Origin of the sequence: Vibrio sp. 1CM2L (assembly GCF_023161695.1) — a bacterium.
GTDB classification, from domain to species: Bacteria; Pseudomonadota; Gammaproteobacteria; order Enterobacterales; family Vibrionaceae; genus Vibrio; species Vibrio coralliirubri.
This window is the reverse complement of record NZ_JALNTT010000005.1, coordinates 41,297-59,073: the sequence shown is the minus strand read 5'-3', so window position 1 is coordinate 59,073 and position 17,777 is coordinate 41,297. Positions and strand designations below refer to the sequence as shown.

10 protein-coding genes are annotated in these 17,777 nt (G+C 46.4%); 4 read left to right on the top strand and 6 right to left on the bottom strand.

The annotated features are described in order from the left end of the window. Positions 1-172 precede the first annotated feature (172 nt). Together MSG34_RS17190 and MSG34_RS17185 are read left to right on the top strand one after the other, a co-directional pair. Complete coding sequence (locus MSG34_RS17190) at positions 173-2,752, top strand: TRAP transporter permease (protein WP_048609642.1); 2,580 nt, start codon at positions 173-175, stop codon at positions 2,750-2,752. 107 nt (positions 2,753-2,859) lie between these two features. Beyond that, positions 2,860-3,297: a universal stress protein gene (locus tag MSG34_RS17185; RefSeq protein ID WP_048609641.1), complete on the top strand. Its 438-nt coding sequence runs from the start codon at positions 2,860-2,862 to the stop codon at positions 3,295-3,297. Between the two features lie 85 nt (positions 3,298-3,382). Here MSG34_RS17185 and MSG34_RS17180 read toward each other — a convergent pair whose 3' ends face one another. Next, a complete protein-coding gene (locus tag MSG34_RS17180; RefSeq protein ID WP_248338761.1) occupies positions 3,383-4,345 on the bottom strand; it encodes a D-2-hydroxyacid dehydrogenase in 963 nt (320 codons plus the stop codon). Positions 4,346-4,379: 34 nt separating this feature from the next. Next, positions 4,380-5,114: a pseudouridine synthase gene (locus MSG34_RS17175; protein ID WP_248338759.1), complete on the bottom strand. Its 735-nt coding sequence runs from the start codon at positions 5,112-5,114 to the stop codon at positions 4,380-4,382. A 158-nt stretch (positions 5,115-5,272) separates the two neighbouring features. Between MSG34_RS17175 and MSG34_RS17170 the strand changes: the two genes are divergently transcribed. Next, a complete protein-coding gene (locus tag MSG34_RS17170; RefSeq protein WP_048609638.1) occupies positions 5,273-6,550 on the top strand; it encodes a divalent metal cation transporter in 1,278 nt (425 codons plus the stop codon). A 111-nt stretch (positions 6,551-6,661) separates the two neighbouring features. Here the strand turns inward: MSG34_RS17170 and rapA are convergent, their stop codons facing one another. Further along, positions 6,662-9,571 carry an RNA polymerase-associated protein RapA gene (gene rapA, locus MSG34_RS17165; RefSeq protein ID WP_248338758.1) on the bottom strand — a complete coding sequence of 970 codons (2,910 nt, stop codon included), beginning with the start codon at positions 9,569-9,571 and terminating at the stop codon, positions 6,662-6,664. 466 nt (positions 9,572-10,037) lie between these two features. Between rapA and MSG34_RS17160 the strand changes: the two genes are divergently transcribed. Beyond that, positions 10,038-11,417, top strand: a complete 1,380-nt coding sequence (locus MSG34_RS17160) for a PhoH family protein (protein WP_017062953.1) — start codon at positions 10,038-10,040, stop codon at positions 11,415-11,417. A gap of 108 nt (positions 11,418-11,525) precedes the next feature. Here MSG34_RS17160 and tldD read toward each other — a convergent pair whose 3' ends face one another. The 3 genes from tldD to MSG34_RS17145 form a co-directional block, all read right to left on the bottom strand. Then, entirely contained in the window at positions 11,526-12,971 is a 1,446-nt protein-coding gene (gene tldD / locus MSG34_RS17155; RefSeq protein WP_017061366.1) for a metalloprotease TldD, read from the bottom strand. A gap of 19 nt (positions 12,972-12,990) precedes the next feature. Continuing rightward, a complete protein-coding gene (locus MSG34_RS17150; RefSeq protein WP_248338756.1) occupies positions 12,991-13,803 on the bottom strand; it encodes a carbon-nitrogen hydrolase family protein in 813 nt (270 codons plus the stop codon). A gap of 95 nt (positions 13,804-13,898) precedes the next feature. Continuing rightward, complete coding sequence (locus tag MSG34_RS17145; protein ID WP_248338754.1) at positions 13,899-17,774, bottom strand: YhdP family protein; 3,876 nt, start codon at positions 17,772-17,774, stop codon at positions 13,899-13,901. Positions 17,775-17,777 lie beyond the last annotated feature (3 nt).

Genomic DNA, 17,777 nt, shown 5'->3' with positions numbered 1-17,777 from the left:
AAGAACAGCCCTTTAAGTTTCTCCAATTTGGAGGACTTACCTTCGTATCAAGCCTAAGACAAAGACGAACAAAAAACGCATTTCCCTATCCATTCACTACACTAGATAGGAAATAAATAACGTTTGGTTGTTCGTAAGAAAAGGCAGACCATCAATAATAAGGATAAAGTACATGACGCAGACAACATCACCGTCTCCAGATGTGCAAGAAATGGTGGCACAATCAGATACTGGTGCGCGTAGCCCTCGTGGTATCCAAGGCCGTATTTTATGGTTTGTGCCTCTATGTTGGTCACTGTTCCAACTTTGGTATGCATCTCCGCTGCCGTTCATTTTTAACTTCGCAATTTTAAACGACACTGAAGCTCGAGCAATTCACCTCACGTTTGCTATTTTCCTAGCCTTTACCGCTTATCCAGCCATGAAGAATTCGCCTAGGGATCGCATCCCCGCAGTCGATTGGATACTAGCGCTTGTAGGTAGCTTTTCAGCTTCTTATATCTATATTTTCTATACTGAACTCGCTGAGCGCTCGGGCGCACCAACAACATTCGATATTGTTGCGGCTGTATTCGGTATGGTTTTACTGCTTGAAGCAACACGACGCGCTTTGGGTCCACCTCTTATGGTTGTGGCAGCAGTATTCCTACTTTATACCTTTGGCGGCCCTCACATGCCGGACGTTATTGCCCACAAAGGTGCGAGCCTGAACAAGGCAATGTCGCATCTGTGGCTAACAACTGAAGGTGTATTCGGTGTGGCACTTGGCGTATCAACGTCATTTGTATTCTTGTTTGTACTGTTTGGTGCAATGCTAGAACGTGCTGGCGCTGGTGCTTACTTTATCAAAGTGGCATTCTCACTGCTTGGTCACATGAAAGGCGGTCCAGCAAAAGCAGCCGTTGTAGCCTCTGGTTTATCTGGTCTGGTATCAGGTTCATCTATTGCAAACGTGGTAACCACGGGTACATTTACTATCCCGCTAATGAAGCGCGTTGGTTTCCCGGGCACAAAAGCAGGCGCAGTAGAAGTCGCGGCTTCAACCAATGGTCAATTAACACCACCGATCATGGGTGCAGCAGCCTTCTTGATGGTTGAGTATGTGGGTATTTCGTATGTAGAAGTTATCAAAGCCGCGCTACTGCCCGCTCTGATCTCTTACATCGCTCTGATTTACATTGTTCACCTAGAAGCATGTAAAGCAGGTATGACCGGCCTACCTCGTCGCCATACACCAACTATCGTACAAAGCTTACTTTCTTTCACGGGTACCATTTTAGGCCTGTGTGTTATCAGTGCCGCGGTTTACTACGGTGTCGGTTGGACGAAAGATGTCTTTGGCGATGCTGCAACACCAATCGTAACGGTGGCTCTATTAGTCGCTTATGTCGCTCTGGTTCGTGTATCAGCAAAATACGCATCTGAAGGCGGCATGGAAATCGATGCGGATCTCAAAGAAGTTCCGGATCCAGGTCCAACGATTAAATCTGGTTTGCACTTCCTACTGCCTATCGTGGTGCTTGTTTGGTGTCTGACTGTCGAGCGTTTTTCTCCAGGCCTGTCGGCATTCTGGGCGACCGTGTTCATGATCTTCATTCTGATCACTCAGCGTCCTTTAATGACTCTGATGAACAAATCAGACGATCTTGCAGAGCAAACTAAAGCTGGCTTCGTTGATCTCGCAGAGAGCTTGGTTTCGGGCGCACGTAACATGATTGGTATCGGTGTCGCGACAGCGGCTGCAGGTACAGTTGTAGGCGTGGTGACTTTAACGGGTATCGGCCTTGTAATGACGGATTTCGTTGAGTTCATCTCAGGCGGTAGCATCATTCTTATGTTGCTATTCACTGCAGTAATCAGCTTAATCTTAGGTATGGGCTTGCCAACAACGGCGAACTACATCGTTGTTTCAACATTGATGGCGCCGGTAATTGTGACCTTAGGCGCAGCGCACGGCTTGATCATTCCATTGATTGCGGTTCACTTATTCGTGTTCTACTTCGGTATTCTTGCAGATGACACACCTCCGGTAGGTCTGGCAGCCTTTGCGGCCGCCGCGATTGCAAAATCCGACCCAATTCGTACAGGTATTCAAGGTTTTACCTACGATATCCGGACCGCTATCTTGCCATTCATGTTCATCTTCAATACCCAACTACTGTTGATGGGTATTGATTCTTGGTGGCACTTAGCACTAACGATTTTCTCTTCTGTGACTGCGGTACTTATCTTTGCCGCAGCAACTCAAGGTTGGTGGTTCACCAAGAACAAGTGGTGGGAAACTATACTGCTTATCGTTCTGACCTTCTCTTTCTTCCGCCCAGGTTTCTGGTGGGACATGATTTATCCAGAGAAAGTTCTTTCACCTGGAGTTGAGATCGCTCAAATCACAGAAAACCTATCTGTGGGACAATCACTTGAATTGAGAGTAGGTGGCGAAAACTTAGAAGGTAACTATTCTGAGAAAACAGTTCGCCTTCCGTTTGAAGATTCTGCGACAACAAGTGAAGACCGCATTGCTTCAATGGGCCTAATGCTGACACAAGCTGACGACAAGATGATTGTTGATATGGTTGAGTTTGGTAGCCCTGCAGAAGCCGCTGGCATTGACTTTGATTGGGAAATTAAATCAGTTATCCAAGACGCAGAACGACCAATGAAAGAGTGGGTATTCTTACCTGCCCTACTGATTTTGATTGGTTTAGCGATGAACCAAAGAAGGCGTGCTCGTAAGGATGAGATTAGCGCGTAATGGATAGAGCCAAGTAGCGCTCTACTCTATTTGGCTTTTTTACTACATGGAAAAGATAATTACAGCGTTTGGTATGTACTAAGCGCTGCTCAAAAAGAGACGAATACATGTATAGACAAATCCTTGTTCCCGTTGATCTTAACGACAAAGGCTTTTCTGATAAAGCAGTCGAGCTAGCGGTATGGCACGCGAAACACAGCAATGCTGAAGTCCACATTCTGAACGTACTACCGGGCATTCACATGTCGATGGTTGCGTCTTACTTCCCGAAAGATGCAGCGAACCAAATGAAGCTTGATGTGAAAAATCAGCTCAAAGAGTTTGCTGACAAGCACATTGACGATGAAGTGGTGTATAAAGTTCACGTTGCCGAAGGCAAGACTTACACAACGATTCTAGATTACGCAGAAAAACTGGGCGCTGACCTTATCGTGATGCCTAGCCATAAGCGTTCGAAAATCGACAAAGTTGTGCTTGGTTCTGTTGCAAGCAAAGTGGTACAGAACTCACCAATCAATGTATTGGTAGTTAAGCCGCAAGGCTAAATCACTTAATCGACACAACGATCTAAAAAGGCTGGCCTAAAAGCCAACCTTTTTTGTTTTTCGTTCACGCAATTTAATTCTTCAATCAACTCACTAAGTTCTGCGGATTACCCGCAACAAACCCATCAATATTGTCGATTAAGATATCAGACAGCTTTTGAATTGAACTGTCACTGCCCCATGCCACATGTGGTGTCAGCAGTAAGTTAGGTAGGTGACTGTTGGCCAATAGTGGGTTCGAATTGTCTGCAGGCTCTTGTGTGAACACATCCATACCCGCACCTGCGATTTCATTACTTTTCAAAGCCTCAACTAGGGCTTGCTCATCGACAAGTCCACCACGGCCAGCATTAATTAACACCGCACTTGGTTTCATCATTGCTAGCTCTCGCTCTGAAATCAGGTTTCGAGTCGCTTCGGTCAACGGACAATGTAGGCTGAGCGCATCCGCTTGCTGCAACACTGTATCAAAAGGTAGATACCCCTCTCGACAAAACTCCGCCCCTTTTCGCTCAGCAAAAATCACCTTCATACCTATCGCTTTAGCCAATATCGCAGTCGCTTGCCCTAAACTGCCACTACCAATTAAACCCAATGCACGACCAGCCACATCTTGAATAGGATGAGTAAAGAAACAGAACTGCTTATCCTTTTGCCACTCGCCGGCTTCAATGTCTTGATGGTAGCCAACCAGATTTCGTTTTAGCGTAAACAGCATACCAATCACATGTTCAGGTACCGACTGAGTCGCATAGCCTTGCACATTAGCCACTGCGATATTGTTACTCTTGCAATAGTCGACATCGACATTATTGACGCCTGTCGCTGACACAGCGATCAACTTGAGTTGTTGTGCTTGAGCTAAATTATCAGCATTGAGCACAACCTTATTGGTGATAATAACATCTGCTCCGACAACTCGCTCAGCAACGAGTTCTGGAGCAGTAAAGTCATACTCTACCCACTCATGTTCAAAGCTGAGAGGTTTTAAATGGATTTGAGATGGGATGGTGGCTCTGTCGAGAAAGACCACTTTCAACTTCGGCATTGTACGTCCTTGAATTGGTATTGATGAGACCATTCTAAGCTTTTAGCTTACTGTAGTCTGGAAGCTCTGGCGCAATTTCAAAGTGCTGCTCGATTTGTGGCGATGCTTGAGGATAAAACTCACACGGAACAAAGGCTTTGAACAACTGATCATTGGCCGGGTGATAAAAACTGAGTTCACACGCGTGCAGAGCCAACCTATCGCTATAGTTAAAAGCATCTGGCGTTGCATAAAACTCATCACCCACAATCGGATTCCCCATCTCCATACAGTGCACTCGCAACTGATGGGAACGCCCGGTAATTGGCAGTAATTTCAATAAGGTCGTTTGAGCCTCTTCTTGTTCCACCACATAGCGAGTCTGAGATGGCTTACCATCCTCGAAGCACACCTTTTGTCTTGGTCGATTTGGCCAGTCGCAAATAAGAGGAAGGTCAATCACGCCTTCTTTCTTTTCAACGGAACTCCATACTCGCGCGTAATAGAGTTTGTGTGTCAGTCGATATTGAAATTGCTTCTTCAAATGACGCTCAGCTTGTTTGTGTTTAGCGAGCAGCATCAAGCCCGATGTCGACATGTCCAATCGATGCACGACTTGAATCTCTGGAAATTCGACAACTAACCGACTCCACATACTGTCGTAATGCTCAGGTAACCTTCCTGGCACTGAAAGCAGGCCTGCAGGCTTGTTCACCACAAGAATATCGTCATCTTGATAAACAATATCAATCCACGGTTCACGCGGTGGTGTGTACTGTTCTAACGCCATTGAAGCCTCTTAATTGCTAGTGAATAAATAATTTACGGTTGATTTGTTTATAAATAAATACAATTTTCAACATTTTCGTACATAAAAGTTGACGACTTTACAAAACATGGTATTGATAGGGTAACGGATAATAAGAAGTCAGCATCAAAGGAAAAACGATGGACAGTACGGTTAAAACCACCAACACAAAAACACCAACCTCAGCTCCCCTATCAAGTTTAATTAAGTCTCTTGGCCCAGGCATTATGATGGCCGCAGCGGCTGTAGGTGGTTCTCACTTAGTCGCCTCAACCAAGGCGGGTGCGATTTATGGTTGGCAGCTTGCCGCTCTCATTATCCTCGTTAACGTATTTAAATATCCATTCTTCAGAGCCGGCATCCAATACACGCTAGGAACGGGTCAAAGCTTGGTGGAAGGTTACTCTAACCTAGGCCGCCCATACCTTGTGATCTTTTCGATCTTGAGTGCCATATCTGCGGTCGTGAATACCGCTGCCCTGCTATTATTCAGTGCAAGCCTACTCAGTTACTTTGTTCCTTTCGATTTAGCCACCAGCACCTTGTGCATGATCGTTTTAGCGACCTGTTTGATTATTCTGTTTGCTGGCCATTATCGTGCGCTTGATACGCTGTCCAAAGCGATCATGGCGATCTTGACCATCACAACCTTAGCTGCAGTCGCTATTGCTATCGGCTCTCCAGTCGAACCTGATGCTGCTTTTGTTCCGCCGTCGCCTTGGTCTCTCGCTGCTATTGGTTTTATCGTGGTGACCATGGGTTGGATGCCTGCGCCTATCGAAATTTCCAGCATCACCTCTATGTGGCTAAAAAGCCAAAAAGAGAAGCAGGAAGTGACCGCACAATCAGCACTGTTCGATTTCAATGTCGGCTACATTGGTACTGCATTGCTTGCTTTAGTATTTGTTGCGTTAGGCGCGCTAGTGCTTCACGGTTCGGGAGTTGAACTGTCTCGCTCCGGTGTTGGCTTCACTCATCAATTGGTCGGCATCTACGCTTCGACAATTGGTGAATGGTCTCGTCCGCTAATCGCTCTTATCGCTTTCTTCTGTATCTTTGGTAGCACGATTACCGTTATTGATGGCTACTCACGCGTGCTTGCTGAATCACAGCGCCTATTATTCAAAAAAGATTCAAGCCCAAGAATGCTGCAAGGCTGGATCATCATTGTCTCTCTCGCGGCATTAGCGATTGTAATGTTCTTTAGCGCTGCACTGATGCCAATGCTTGATTTCGCGATGGTGCTTGCCTTTGCGACTACGCCATTCTTCGCGCTGCTTAACTTCATCTTAGTGAATAAGGCTAAGCTTCCAGAAGCTCTAGCCATTGGCAGCAAGCTAAAATGGCTGTCTGTCGCGGGTCTTGTTTACCTGTTTGGTTTCTTAGCAGTATTTGTTTGGTGGAAGTGGTTGATGTAATTTTTCAGCCAATACATCTTTCAACAACCAAAACAGCTTTCAAACGCTAGATAAAAATAAGGCCTTCATGATGAAGGCCTTATTTCGTTGAAGCATCTCGCTAATTCAAAACTAGTTGTGAGAAACCACAATCAAGCGTAATGAATCTAGCTGAACCTGAGCTTTGCTGATGTAACCTGTCAATTCATTGATTTGAGCTTCGATTACCTCTAGCTCTTCATCACGAATGTTAGGGTTCACAGCTTTAAGCGCTTGTAGACGCTCTAACTCACCGTTCAGGTTAGTCTGCATGTCTCGTTGAGCTTGTTCACGCACTTCTTCCACTTTAGGAAGTACGTGCGTCTCACCCGCTTCGATTAGCTTGTGAATTTCACCTTGTACCGAGTTAACTAGCTTGCTCGCTAAGTGACGATTTACAGGGCTTAATTGACGGTTAAAGCTGTCGAACTCAACCTGAGCTGATAAGTCATTACCACGGCCATCCATCATCAAACGAATTGGCGTCTTAGGTAAGAACTGGCTGATACCGCTGCGTTTCGGTGCTTGCGCATCCACAAGGTAAACCAGCTCAAGCAGGATAGTCCCCACTGGCAGCGCTTTGTTTTTCAGTAGCGATACCGCTGATGCACCAACACCTTCACTCAGTAGTAGATCAATACCGCCCTGAATCATTGGGTGTTCCCAGCTAATGAAGTTCATGTCTTCACGAGAAAGCGCAGTATCACGATCAAACGTGATGGTTGCGCCTTCGTATGGTAAGCCTGGGTAGCTTGGTACCATCATGTGCTCAGATGGCGTCACAACCAGCGCATTCTCACCCTTGTCGTCTTGGTTTAAGCCAATCGTGTCGAACAGGCTCAATGCAAACGTCACTAGGTTAGTATCGCCGTCAGTCGACGCGATCTTTTCTGCAATTTCATGCGCTTTATCACCGCCGTTTGAATGCATTTCTAATAGGCGATCACGGCCTTTTTCTAGATCTGATTTCAGGCTTTGATTTAGCTTGGCAGACTCTTCAATCACTTCATCAAGTTGCTCTGTGTTACCAGAAGCCAGCATCTCGATAAGAACATCTGAGTACTTATCGTAAACCGTGCGACCCGTTGGACAAGTTTCCGCAAATGCATTCAGACCTTCATCGAACCAACGCGCAAGAATCGCCTGTGATGTGCCTTTTAAGTAAGGAACATGAATGTCGATATCACGCAGCTGACCAATACGGTCCAAACGACCAATACGTTGCTCAAGCAAGTCTGGGTTGAATGGAAGATCGAACATCACAAGTTGGTTAGCGAACTGGAAGTTACGACCTTCAGAGCCGATTTCACTACAGATAAGAACCTGAGCGCCGCCCTCTTCTTGAGCAAAGTAAGCCGCAGCTTTATCACGCTCTAGAATCGACATGCCTTCGTGGAATACGGTTGCACGTACACCTTCCCGCTCACGCAGTGCTTGCTCTAATTGCAAAGCCGTACTTGCACGAGAGGCGATCACTAAGATCTTCTCGCTGCGCTTGTCTTGGATCTTTTCAATCAACCAGTTAACGCGTGAGTCGAACTGCCACCAGCTTGAGTCTTCACCTTCAAACTCTTGGAAGATCTCTTCTGGGTACAGCATCTTCATTGCACGAGCTTCGGGAGCCATCTTGCCACCGATCATGCCAGATACACGCATTGAGGTTGTGTACTGCGTTGGAATTTCCATCGGCAGTAGGTTTACATTACGCTTAGGGAAGCCTTTGATTGCAGCTCGTGTGTTTCTGAAAAGAACACGACCTGTACCATGGCGATCCATAAGGTTATCAATCAATTCTTGGCGAGCTAATGCTTGCTCTTCTTCGCTGCTATCACCTTCAATCACGCGGAACAGAGGCTCAACATCTTGCTCAGAAAGCAGTTCCGTAATCTGGTTCTTCGCGCTGTTTTCAAGCTTCACGCCAGAGAACAGAGCCGTTACTGCATCAGCAACCGGTGCGTATTGGTCTTCTTCTTCAACGAATGCTTCGTAATCGTAGAAGCGATCAGGATCAAGCAGACGCAGACGTGCAAAGTGACTCTCACGACCAAGCTGTTCAGGCGTTGCTGTTAGTAGTAGCACACCAGACGTATTTTCCGCTAAGCCTTCAACCACTTGGTATTCACGGCTTGGGTTGTCTTGGCTCCACTCAAGGTGGTGCGCTTCATCGACAACCAACAAGTCCCACTCGCCTTCAAGTGCTTGCTCGTAGCGCTTACGACTCTTACGTAGGAAATCCAAAGAACACAGAACGTATTGCTGGGTATCAAATGGGTTGTCTGATTCAGCAAACGCTTCAATACAACGCTCTTCATCGAAGATAGAAAAGTGCAGATTGAAACGGCGCATCATCTCTACTAACCATTGGTGTTGTAGAGTTTCAGGAACCACAATAAGAATACGTTCAGCACGGCCAGACAGCACCTGTTGGTGGATGATCATGCCCGCTTCGATGGTTTTACCTAGACCCACTTCATCAGCCAGTAAAACGCGCGGAGCGTGACGACGACCCACTTCATGAGCGATGTATAACTGGTGAGGGATCAAGCCAGCACGCATACCACACAAGCCACGCATAGGGCTCTTGTGTTGTTGGTACTGGTTGCTCAGCGCTCGGTAACGCAACACAAAGTTATCCATACGGTCGATTTGACCCGCGTACAGCTTGTCTTGTGGTTTGTTAAAGCGGATCTGGTTGCTTAAGAAGATTTCACGCAGGGTGACTTCTGTTTCTTGGGTATCTTCGCGAGTACCTAAGTAGGTTAGCAGCCCTTTGTCTTCGATAACTTCTTCGACAGACAGAGACCAACCTTCTTGGCATTCGATGACATCGCCTACATTAAACGTTACTCGGGTTACGGGAGCATCAGTACGTGCATAAACACGGTTTTCTTCTGACGCTGCAAACATTAGTGTCACTGTGCGAGCATCCATTGCTACAACGGTACCTAAACCTAAATCGCTCTCCGTATCGCTTATCCAGCGTTGCCCCAAAGCAAATGTCATGAATCGACTACCTCAATCTTATAGTTGGAATTTGGTCTTCTTAACTGCAGTTTCAAACAAGAACGTTATCGCTCCTGAACTAAAAATATAGCCAAAAATGTCTAGTTTGCAGCCACTTTTTAAGTGCGCTCTCAATAATAAATATCTCGAGAAAATGGTGCAGAAAAAGGTCGCTAATCTTACTCGATGCTGTGATTTAGGTCACGCCTAAAGGAGATGATTTCATGCTTTTTTTCTGTTTTCGCCAGTGCAATCAAACTGTCAAAAATTCATGGTTAATCTATAGGTAGCAGATTGCTGCTCTCAAACGAATACACCATGTTCACTCGTAACGATATGGTGCTATTCCTCTAGATGAAGTTTAGGTGAGTAGTTGACTATCACCAGAATCAGATACTAATCTTTATATGAGCTTTATCTACGTTCAATGAATGCAAGGCAAGCCGCACGTCGGCAAGGAGATGCTATGGGCGAGACCAACCGGAAGCTATTTGTTTTAGACACCAATATTCTACTTCACGAACCCTTCGCTATATTTTCTTTCCAAGAGCACGATGTCGTTATCCCCATGACAGTGCTAGAAGAACTCGACAGAATCAAAGACAGTAAAAGAGACGTTGCTCGAGACGCGAGAATTGCGATTCGAACGCTCGAAGACCTGTTCAGGGAAGCCACACCAGACCAAATATCGGAAGGCATCCCTTTTTCTAAAGACATAAACGCATCTGGCAGTATTTCAATACTCGCTGACTACGAACTTCAAGAAAGCATCAAAGCCTTCGCCGATGACAAGGCAGGCGATAACCGAATCCTCAACGCAGTCCTCTACCTTCAAAATAAACGCGCGCCACGCGAAGTGGTTCTTATCACCAAAGACATCAACATGCGTTTGCGAGCAAAAGGCGCCGGTGTCCGTTTCGTTGAAGACTATCAAACTGACCAACTGATTGATGATATCCAATACCTCACCAAAGGCTTCCAACAATTGGAAGGCTCATTTTGGGATGGTATCGATAATGTTGAGAGCAGAAGCCTAGGCGGAAAGACGCTGCACACCTTAGCAAGAGCGCCGTTCGAGCCAACCTTCCTCAACCAATATGTGATTGACGAAGAAAGTGACTTTGCCGCTCGAGTCGAGGAGATTGAGCCGGAAAGCATTACACTGAGAGACCTCAGCCGCGAAAGGCTGATGAATCGCAGAGCATGGGACATCACACCAAAGAACGTTTATCAAGGCATGGCGATAGATGCGCTGCTCGACCCTGATATTGATCTTGTGATTCTCACTGGCGCCGCAGGTAGTGGTAAGACACTGCTTGCTATGGCTGCTGCACTTGAACAAACCATTGAACGCAAACAGTTCGATAAGATCATCGTAACCCGAAACACCCCTGATATTGGTGAGTCGATAGGTTTCCTTCCAGGTACAGAGGAAGAGAAGATGTTGCCTTGGTTAGCCGCAGTGACCGATACACTGGAAGCGCTGCACAAGAATGACCACTGCACAGAAGGCTCGATGAAGTACATCTGCGACAAAGCCAACATCCAGTTTAAATCAATCAACTTCATGCGTGGCCGCTCGATTCAGAATGCATTTGTGCTTTTGGATGAGTGTCAGAACCTCACCGCTTCACAAATCAAAACCATCATCACCCGTTGTGGTGAAGGTACTAAGATCGTCTGCTCAGGTAACCTCGCGCAGATAGATTCTTCTTACCTAACCCCTGTGACTTCAGGCTTAACTTACATGGTTGAGCGTTTTAAAAACTTCGAAGGCAGTGCCAACATCCACCTCAATGGTGTGGTGCGTAGCCGACTGGCTGAGTTTGCGGAAGAGAACATGTAGTGACTCTATACGCTCACTGAATCAGCAATCTAAAAACAAAAAGCGCCTCACATTGGAGGCGCTTTTCAATTTAATATTTTGAAGTAAGTCGGCAGAGGTTAGTCTGAATTACTCAGTACCACCAACGGTTAGCGAGTCTAGTTTCAATGTTGGTTGACCAACACCCACTGGTACACTTTGGCCAGCCTTACCACACACACCCACACCACGGTCGATGCTTAGGTCGTTACCGACCATAGACACTTGCTGCATTGCTTCGATACCAGAACCGATTAGCGTCGCGCCTTTCACTGGGTGAGTGATCTTGCCATTTTCAATCATGTACGCTTCAGACGCTGAGAATACAAACTTACCTGATGTGATATCAACCTGACCACCACCGAAGTTCGGTGCGTAGATACCTTTCTCAACGGTTGCGATGATCTCTTCCGGCGTGTGTTCGCCCGGTAGCATGTATGTATTCGTCATACGTGGCATTGGAAGATGCGCGTAAGACTCACGACGACCATTACCTGTTGGTGCTACACCCATTAGACGAGCGTTCAGCTTATCTTGCATGTAACCTTTTAGGATGCCGTTTTCGATTAGCGTATTGTACTGACCGTTAACACCTTCATCATCGACGTTCAATGAACCGCGTAGATCCGTTAATGTGCCGTCATCGACAATCGTACAAAGGCTTGAGGTAACTTGTTCGCCAACTTTGCCAGAGAATACTGACGACTCTTTACGGTTAAAGTCGCCTTCTAAACCGTGGCCTACCGCTTCATGCAGCAGAACGCCCGGCCAACCAGAACCAAGAACCACAGGCATTGCTCCAGCAGGCGCAGCAACCGCTTCAAGGTTAACTAAGGCTTGGCGAATCGCTTCATCCGCAAATTGGTAAGCAACTTGAGTGCCTTTGTCATCACTTAAGAAGAAGTCGTAACCAAAACGGCCACCACCACCAGCGCTACCACGCTCACGACGATCACCCTTCTGTGCAAGTACGCTAATAGACAGGCGAACCAACGGACGAATATCACCAGCGTAAGTACCATCAGTCGCAGCAACCAGCATCTGCTCATGCACACCACTTAGGCTCACCGATACTTCAGTCACCATCGGCTCTTTAGTGCGAATGTAAGCATCTAATGATTTTAGTAATTCTGTTTTCTGCTGTTTTTCCCAGCTCGCTAGCGGGTTAACTGCATCATAGTAAGCTTGGTTAGAGTTGCGTTTGAACGCTTGAACCTTGCCGTTTTGACCTTGTTTAGCGATACCACGAGCCGCAATTGCGCTCTGCTTCAGACCATCCAGTTGGATTTGGTCAGAGTAAGCAAAACCGGTCTTTTCACCAGATACTGCACGAACACCAACACCGCAATCGATATTGAAAGAGCCGTCTTTAATAATGCTGTCTTCTAGCACTAAAGATTCGTGCCAGCTTGACTGAAAGTAGATATCAGCATAATCAATTTGGCGGGTAGCAATGCTCGCCAATGTATCTGCGATATTTTGCTCCGTAAGCCCTGTCGGGTTCAGTAGCGCTTCTTCAATTTGATTAATGCTCATAGATGGCTCTTGTTTGTAATTAAAATTGATTGGTAAATCGAGAGTGTTGCGCGATCGGCATATTTTGCCTAATGGACTCGCAACTGGATGTGTCTATCTCAACCACCATACTTTTAGGATCTTGGTCTAACTGTGCGACCACTCGTCCCCATGGATCAACCACCATTGAGTGTCCCCATGTTTCTCTTTGGCAAGGGTGTTTTCCGCCTTGACCTACCGCGACAATCCACGACTGTGTTTCAATCGCGCGGCATCTTAACAGTGCTTCCCAGTGCGCTTGACCTGTTACCGCTGTAAAAGCCGCAGGCACCACAATGATTTGTGCCCCTTGCTTACGTAACTCTGAATACAAGTGTGGAAAGCGCACATCATAACAAATACTCAAACCTAAGCGACCAAAAGGCGTTTCCGCTGTCACAACTTGGTTGCCCGGAGTGAAAATATCTGACTCTCGATAACACTTATGTGCGTCAGCGACATCCACATCAAACATGTGTAGCTTGTCGTAATGAGCAACGAGGCAACCAAAATCATCGATCACCAAGGTTGTGGTCGTCACGCCGTTAGTTGTGCTTATCGGCATGCTACCAATGACGATCCAAATTCTATGAAGCTTTGCTAGCTCAGAGATTTTCTTTTGCAGTGGGCCATCATTTACAGGCTCAGCACACTGGTGATAGTCGGCTTTACTGCCAAAAACTAACGCGTTTTCAGGGCATACAACCCACTTAGCCCCCAACTCTTTGCACTTTGCTACTTCTTGAGCAAAGTACTCAAAGTTCAATTCAGGGCTAGGGCCAGATGTCATTTGAATCAACCCAACACAATCCATGTGTATCGCTCCTCCATTCATTATGATTCAGAAATCAGTATTTCACCGTATATTCGCTGATCAGGATACTAAGGTCTTTTCGGCTAATTTAAGCTCTATTCGGCTAATTTTCTCAACTTCTCTGGTAGCTGGAACTCGCCAGAACTACGAGAAAGCTCGCTCACCGTAGGTGAATCTAGCGGCCCTTTCACCGAATAATTAACTTGGGTAAAGACTTCAACCACTGGCGAAATAACCGTGGTCACCGCCAATACGTACAGCGCCGTTTGAGGGGTTACCGCAAAGGCCGTTAATACGGGAATACCCGAGGTAATATCTGGGGTGAAGTTCACCTCAGCATCGACCTGACGCGTGTTCAGGTTAGCGATGCCTTTGATTTTCATCTCACCGGCGACCGCATCCATATTCAGATCATTGGTCAGGAAGATGCCATTTTGAATCTCGCCCGTTCCGGTGATGCTGTTGAAGGCCATACCTTTATCAAACACGTCTGAGAAATCGAGCTGCATCTTACGGATGATCGAATCTAGGCTAAACAGACCAAGCAATCGAGCTGCGCCGCTCACATCCGAGATAATGCCTTTACCAAACTTAGTTTTAACGTTGCCATCAAGGGTATCCATTTTGATCCCCCAAGGCGAACCGTCCCAATTTAGTTGACCTTCCAACGCAAATGGCGCTTTTTGAATACCGGAAGTAATACCAAAGCGCTCCATAAGTTCGCTGTTGTTTTCACCTTCAACATCAACGGTTAACGATGAATGACTCTTGTCACCTTGCAGTTCCCACCAGCCACTCACATCCGCTTTGTTACCGCCGCTTCGCACCTGGATTTTGTTCCACTCGATACGGTCTTCGTTCCTCGTCATTTCAACATCGACCTTACCCACCTTGTAGCCTTGCAGCCAAAAGTCGTTCAGCGTCAGGGTCAGGTTTGGCATCGCATCGTGGATCTCTCTATCCAATTTGGAGATCAATGGCGCAGCTTGTTCTTTACGTTGCAGCAGCTGCTGATCTTGGTTGTTCTTATCACTCCACTCAGGAACAAACAGATGCAGACGATCCAATGAAACCGTCAAATCATAAGGAGGCAGGTAGTTAATATCCCCTTCCAGCTCTTGGCTAGACACTTCCATTTGCCACGCTTGTTTGTTCTTACGAGCACTAAAATCGACATCATTCCAAGAGATACCACTCAAGATAAGCTCTTTACTCTCAAAGGTAATACGGCTTGGCGCTGGAATGGTTGGCGTGTTCATTTGGCTAAGTACAGCCGTTGAAGGCTTAACCGGTTCCATCACAACCGATAACCAATCATCGGCATTAAATTTGTCTGTACGAATCAGGGCGTGATGGCCAACTACCGGGCTAATTTTGTAGCCACCGCGACCGAGCACTAAGTTGGTCGCCGTTAACTCAGGAACATCACCTGTAATATCAATCTCAGCTTGGTACTTGGTGTTTGGCAATTGCAGACGCGCGGTAATCGTCTCTTGGTTACCCGATGCCTGTAGCCTTGCAGAGCCACTTTCTAATGATTTTTTCTCCAATGGATATGGGTAATCACTCGCCAAGTATTTTAGATCAGACTGTAAATCAAGTTGGTAAGTAAAGCCGATATCATTAAGTTGGATATCAATCTGGCTTTGCCATTGCGCATGACCTGACAAGCGACTTAACCATTGCTCACCAATGTAAGGTTCTAGAGGCTTAACGTCCCAATCACCTAACACATCAATATCAACTGCATAGCCAGGACCATCATTCAGGCCTTTAAAATCAAGCGAGATACCTTGGTTAAGCAAGTCTGCAGCGAGGCCATTTGCCGTAACTACGTCATTATCAAATTCAATGCGACCCGTAGTGTTCTCAAGCACCATTGGCGGCGCTTCAATCTCAACATGGTTGCCACTTAAGTCGGCATAACCCCACGCTCTTGCTTCTTTTTCAGAATCAAACGGAATATTCAGCTGGAACTCAGAAGAGACATCACCACTCACTTGAAGTGCGGTTAAGGCTGCGCCTACCGAACCCACCAGTGGCGAAGACGTCATGTAATCGCGCACTGCATTGCCTGACGCCGTTGCTTTAGCTTCAATCTCAATATGGCCGCCTTCCCCTAAATAAGGAATGCGTCCAGTGATTCGATCTGCCGTTACATCCATCAATTGAGCGGAACGAGAATCCAGATGCATCGCATCATTTTCAAACAACAGATCAAGCTGAAGGTCAGTAATCAGTGGCCAAGCGGTATCAAAGCTGAATTTCGCATCTTCTAAGCCAACCCAAACCTGGAAAATACCATCGTGGTTAGTGTATGGGTATTGAGACAAATCACCATGCCACAACAGTTTTACGGTGTCCGCTTTACCTGCTTGAATCGCAGTTGAAAGGTAATCAGTTAGATCTTGTCCAAGGGCCAGTGTAGGTAAGTAGCGCCATGTTTCACCGACATTGTAAGCGTCCGCTTCGCCGTAGAAGGATAAAAACGGGCTCGCATCTTTTGGAAAGTCTAAGCGGAATGCGCCGAGTACTTGTAAATCGGGAGTGGCAGCTGTGATTTTGTCCGACCACAGTTTCCAGCCGTTTTCATCTTGTTGCCAGACAATATCAACCTGACCTTGTTTGATATTCAAAGGCGCTTGGAAAACATCACCATAAGGGAACACATCATCAATAACGTGCAGGCTAGCTTTCGCTTCCGAAGCCGAACCAAACACACTGCCGGACACTTGGCTAAAACCCGGGACTAATTCCCACTGCTCGATAGCAAGATCAGAAAAGCTGGCTGAATAACGTAAACTGTCGACTCCTGAATCCATAGAGACACGAATATCAGAAACAGAACCGCCCGGTGCCAATACGTTAATCATTTTGGTTGATTGTTCAGAGTCAGGCAGCAGCTTAATCAACGGAGTAATGGTCGCAATATCCAGCTCGGAAACGTTGAGTTGCCATGGACCTTGGTTCCACTTGAACGCTACGTCCAGTTCCGGCCAAGGTGTGTCATCCGTTCTAAGATTTAGTGAGTGACCATTTACTTGCCAGCCATCATCCGTCGGGGACAGCTTAAAGACACCGGACTCAAGCATGAGGTCATGCTCGCCATCTTCGTTCCACGTCAATTCTGAGGGTAAAACCTCAACATAAGCGCTTACTGGTTTGCTATTGCGCAGCGTAAGCCAGCTATTCAAGCTCACAGTACCCGTTTCAATGCCGGATTCCGCCTGCATATAACGAGTTAACCAAGGCTTAACCGAGATACTGTCGGCACTGACATAAAATTCACCCGTCATATCAGTTAACGAGCCGCCATCAATAAAGTTAGCGCTCACTGACAAAGAGTTTAGATTGGCATCTTTAATACTTACGACACCTTCCGCAAGGTGATGTTTACCTGAGTTTTGCCATTTGAGAGTTTCAATATCAAGCTGACGTTCTTCATCAGAGATAGTGCGATACAAAAGAGTGGAATCTTTGGCGGTCACATCCACCAAAGTTTTCAGAAGTAAATTATCGAGCTCTTGTATCACTCGCTTGGAGGAACCGGGATCTTTAGGTTCGTCTGTGCCGTTTTGTCCGGCAAACAGATCAATTGAGCGAATATCAAGATACATTTGATTCATGACCAAGTCGGCCACAACTGGACGCATCTGTACGACCGATTGAATCAAGTCAAACTCGACTTCAACACGCTCGACAGAAAAGCTCACATCTTCCGCATTGGGAAGGCTGGCTTTAACGCCTTGCAGAGCAATAGAGGGGTGAGTGTTACGCCAAAAACCGCCCACGTCTTGAATCGAAAAATCAAAACCGGAGTGTTGGTTTACCCAAAGCTCAATTTCAGATTGATACTTGTTTAAATTGGGCAAGGCTACACGCAGTGTAGTAACGGCAATGGCTAGCGTTACTAAGAGAGTAACCACTAACCATAAACATGCACGTAGAATCAGAGTAACGCTTGAGCTCACAAA

Excerpts from the sequence above, each read along its gene's own strand:
- MSG34_RS17190 (WP_048609642.1), top strand. The coding sequence starts at position 173 with ATGACGCAGACAACATCACCGTCTCCAGATGTGCAAGAAATGGTGGCA.
- MSG34_RS17185 (WP_048609641.1), top strand. The coding sequence starts at position 2,860 with ATGTATAGACAAATCCTTGTTCCCGTTGATCTTAACGACAAAGGCTTT.
- MSG34_RS17180 (WP_248338761.1), bottom strand. The coding sequence starts at position 4,345 with ATGCCGAAGTTGAAAGTGGTCTTTCTCGACAGAGCCACCATCCCATCT.
- MSG34_RS17175 (WP_248338759.1), bottom strand. The coding sequence starts at position 5,114 with ATGGCGTTAGAACAGTACACACCACCGCGTGAACCGTGGATTGATATT.
- MSG34_RS17170 (WP_048609638.1), top strand. The coding sequence starts at position 5,273 with ATGGACAGTACGGTTAAAACCACCAACACAAAAACACCAACCTCAGCT.
- rapA (WP_248338758.1), bottom strand. The coding sequence starts at position 9,571 with ATGACATTTGCTTTGGGGCAACGCTGGATAAGCGATACGGAGAGCGAT.
- MSG34_RS17160 (WP_017062953.1), top strand. The coding sequence starts at position 10,038 with ATGGGCGAGACCAACCGGAAGCTATTTGTTTTAGACACCAATATTCTA.
- tldD (WP_017061366.1), bottom strand. The coding sequence starts at position 12,971 with ATGAGCATTAATCAAATTGAAGAAGCGCTACTGAACCCGACAGGGCTT.
- MSG34_RS17150 (WP_248338756.1), bottom strand. The coding sequence starts at position 13,803 with ATGGATTGTGTTGGGTTGATTCAAATGACATCTGGCCCTAGCCCTGAA.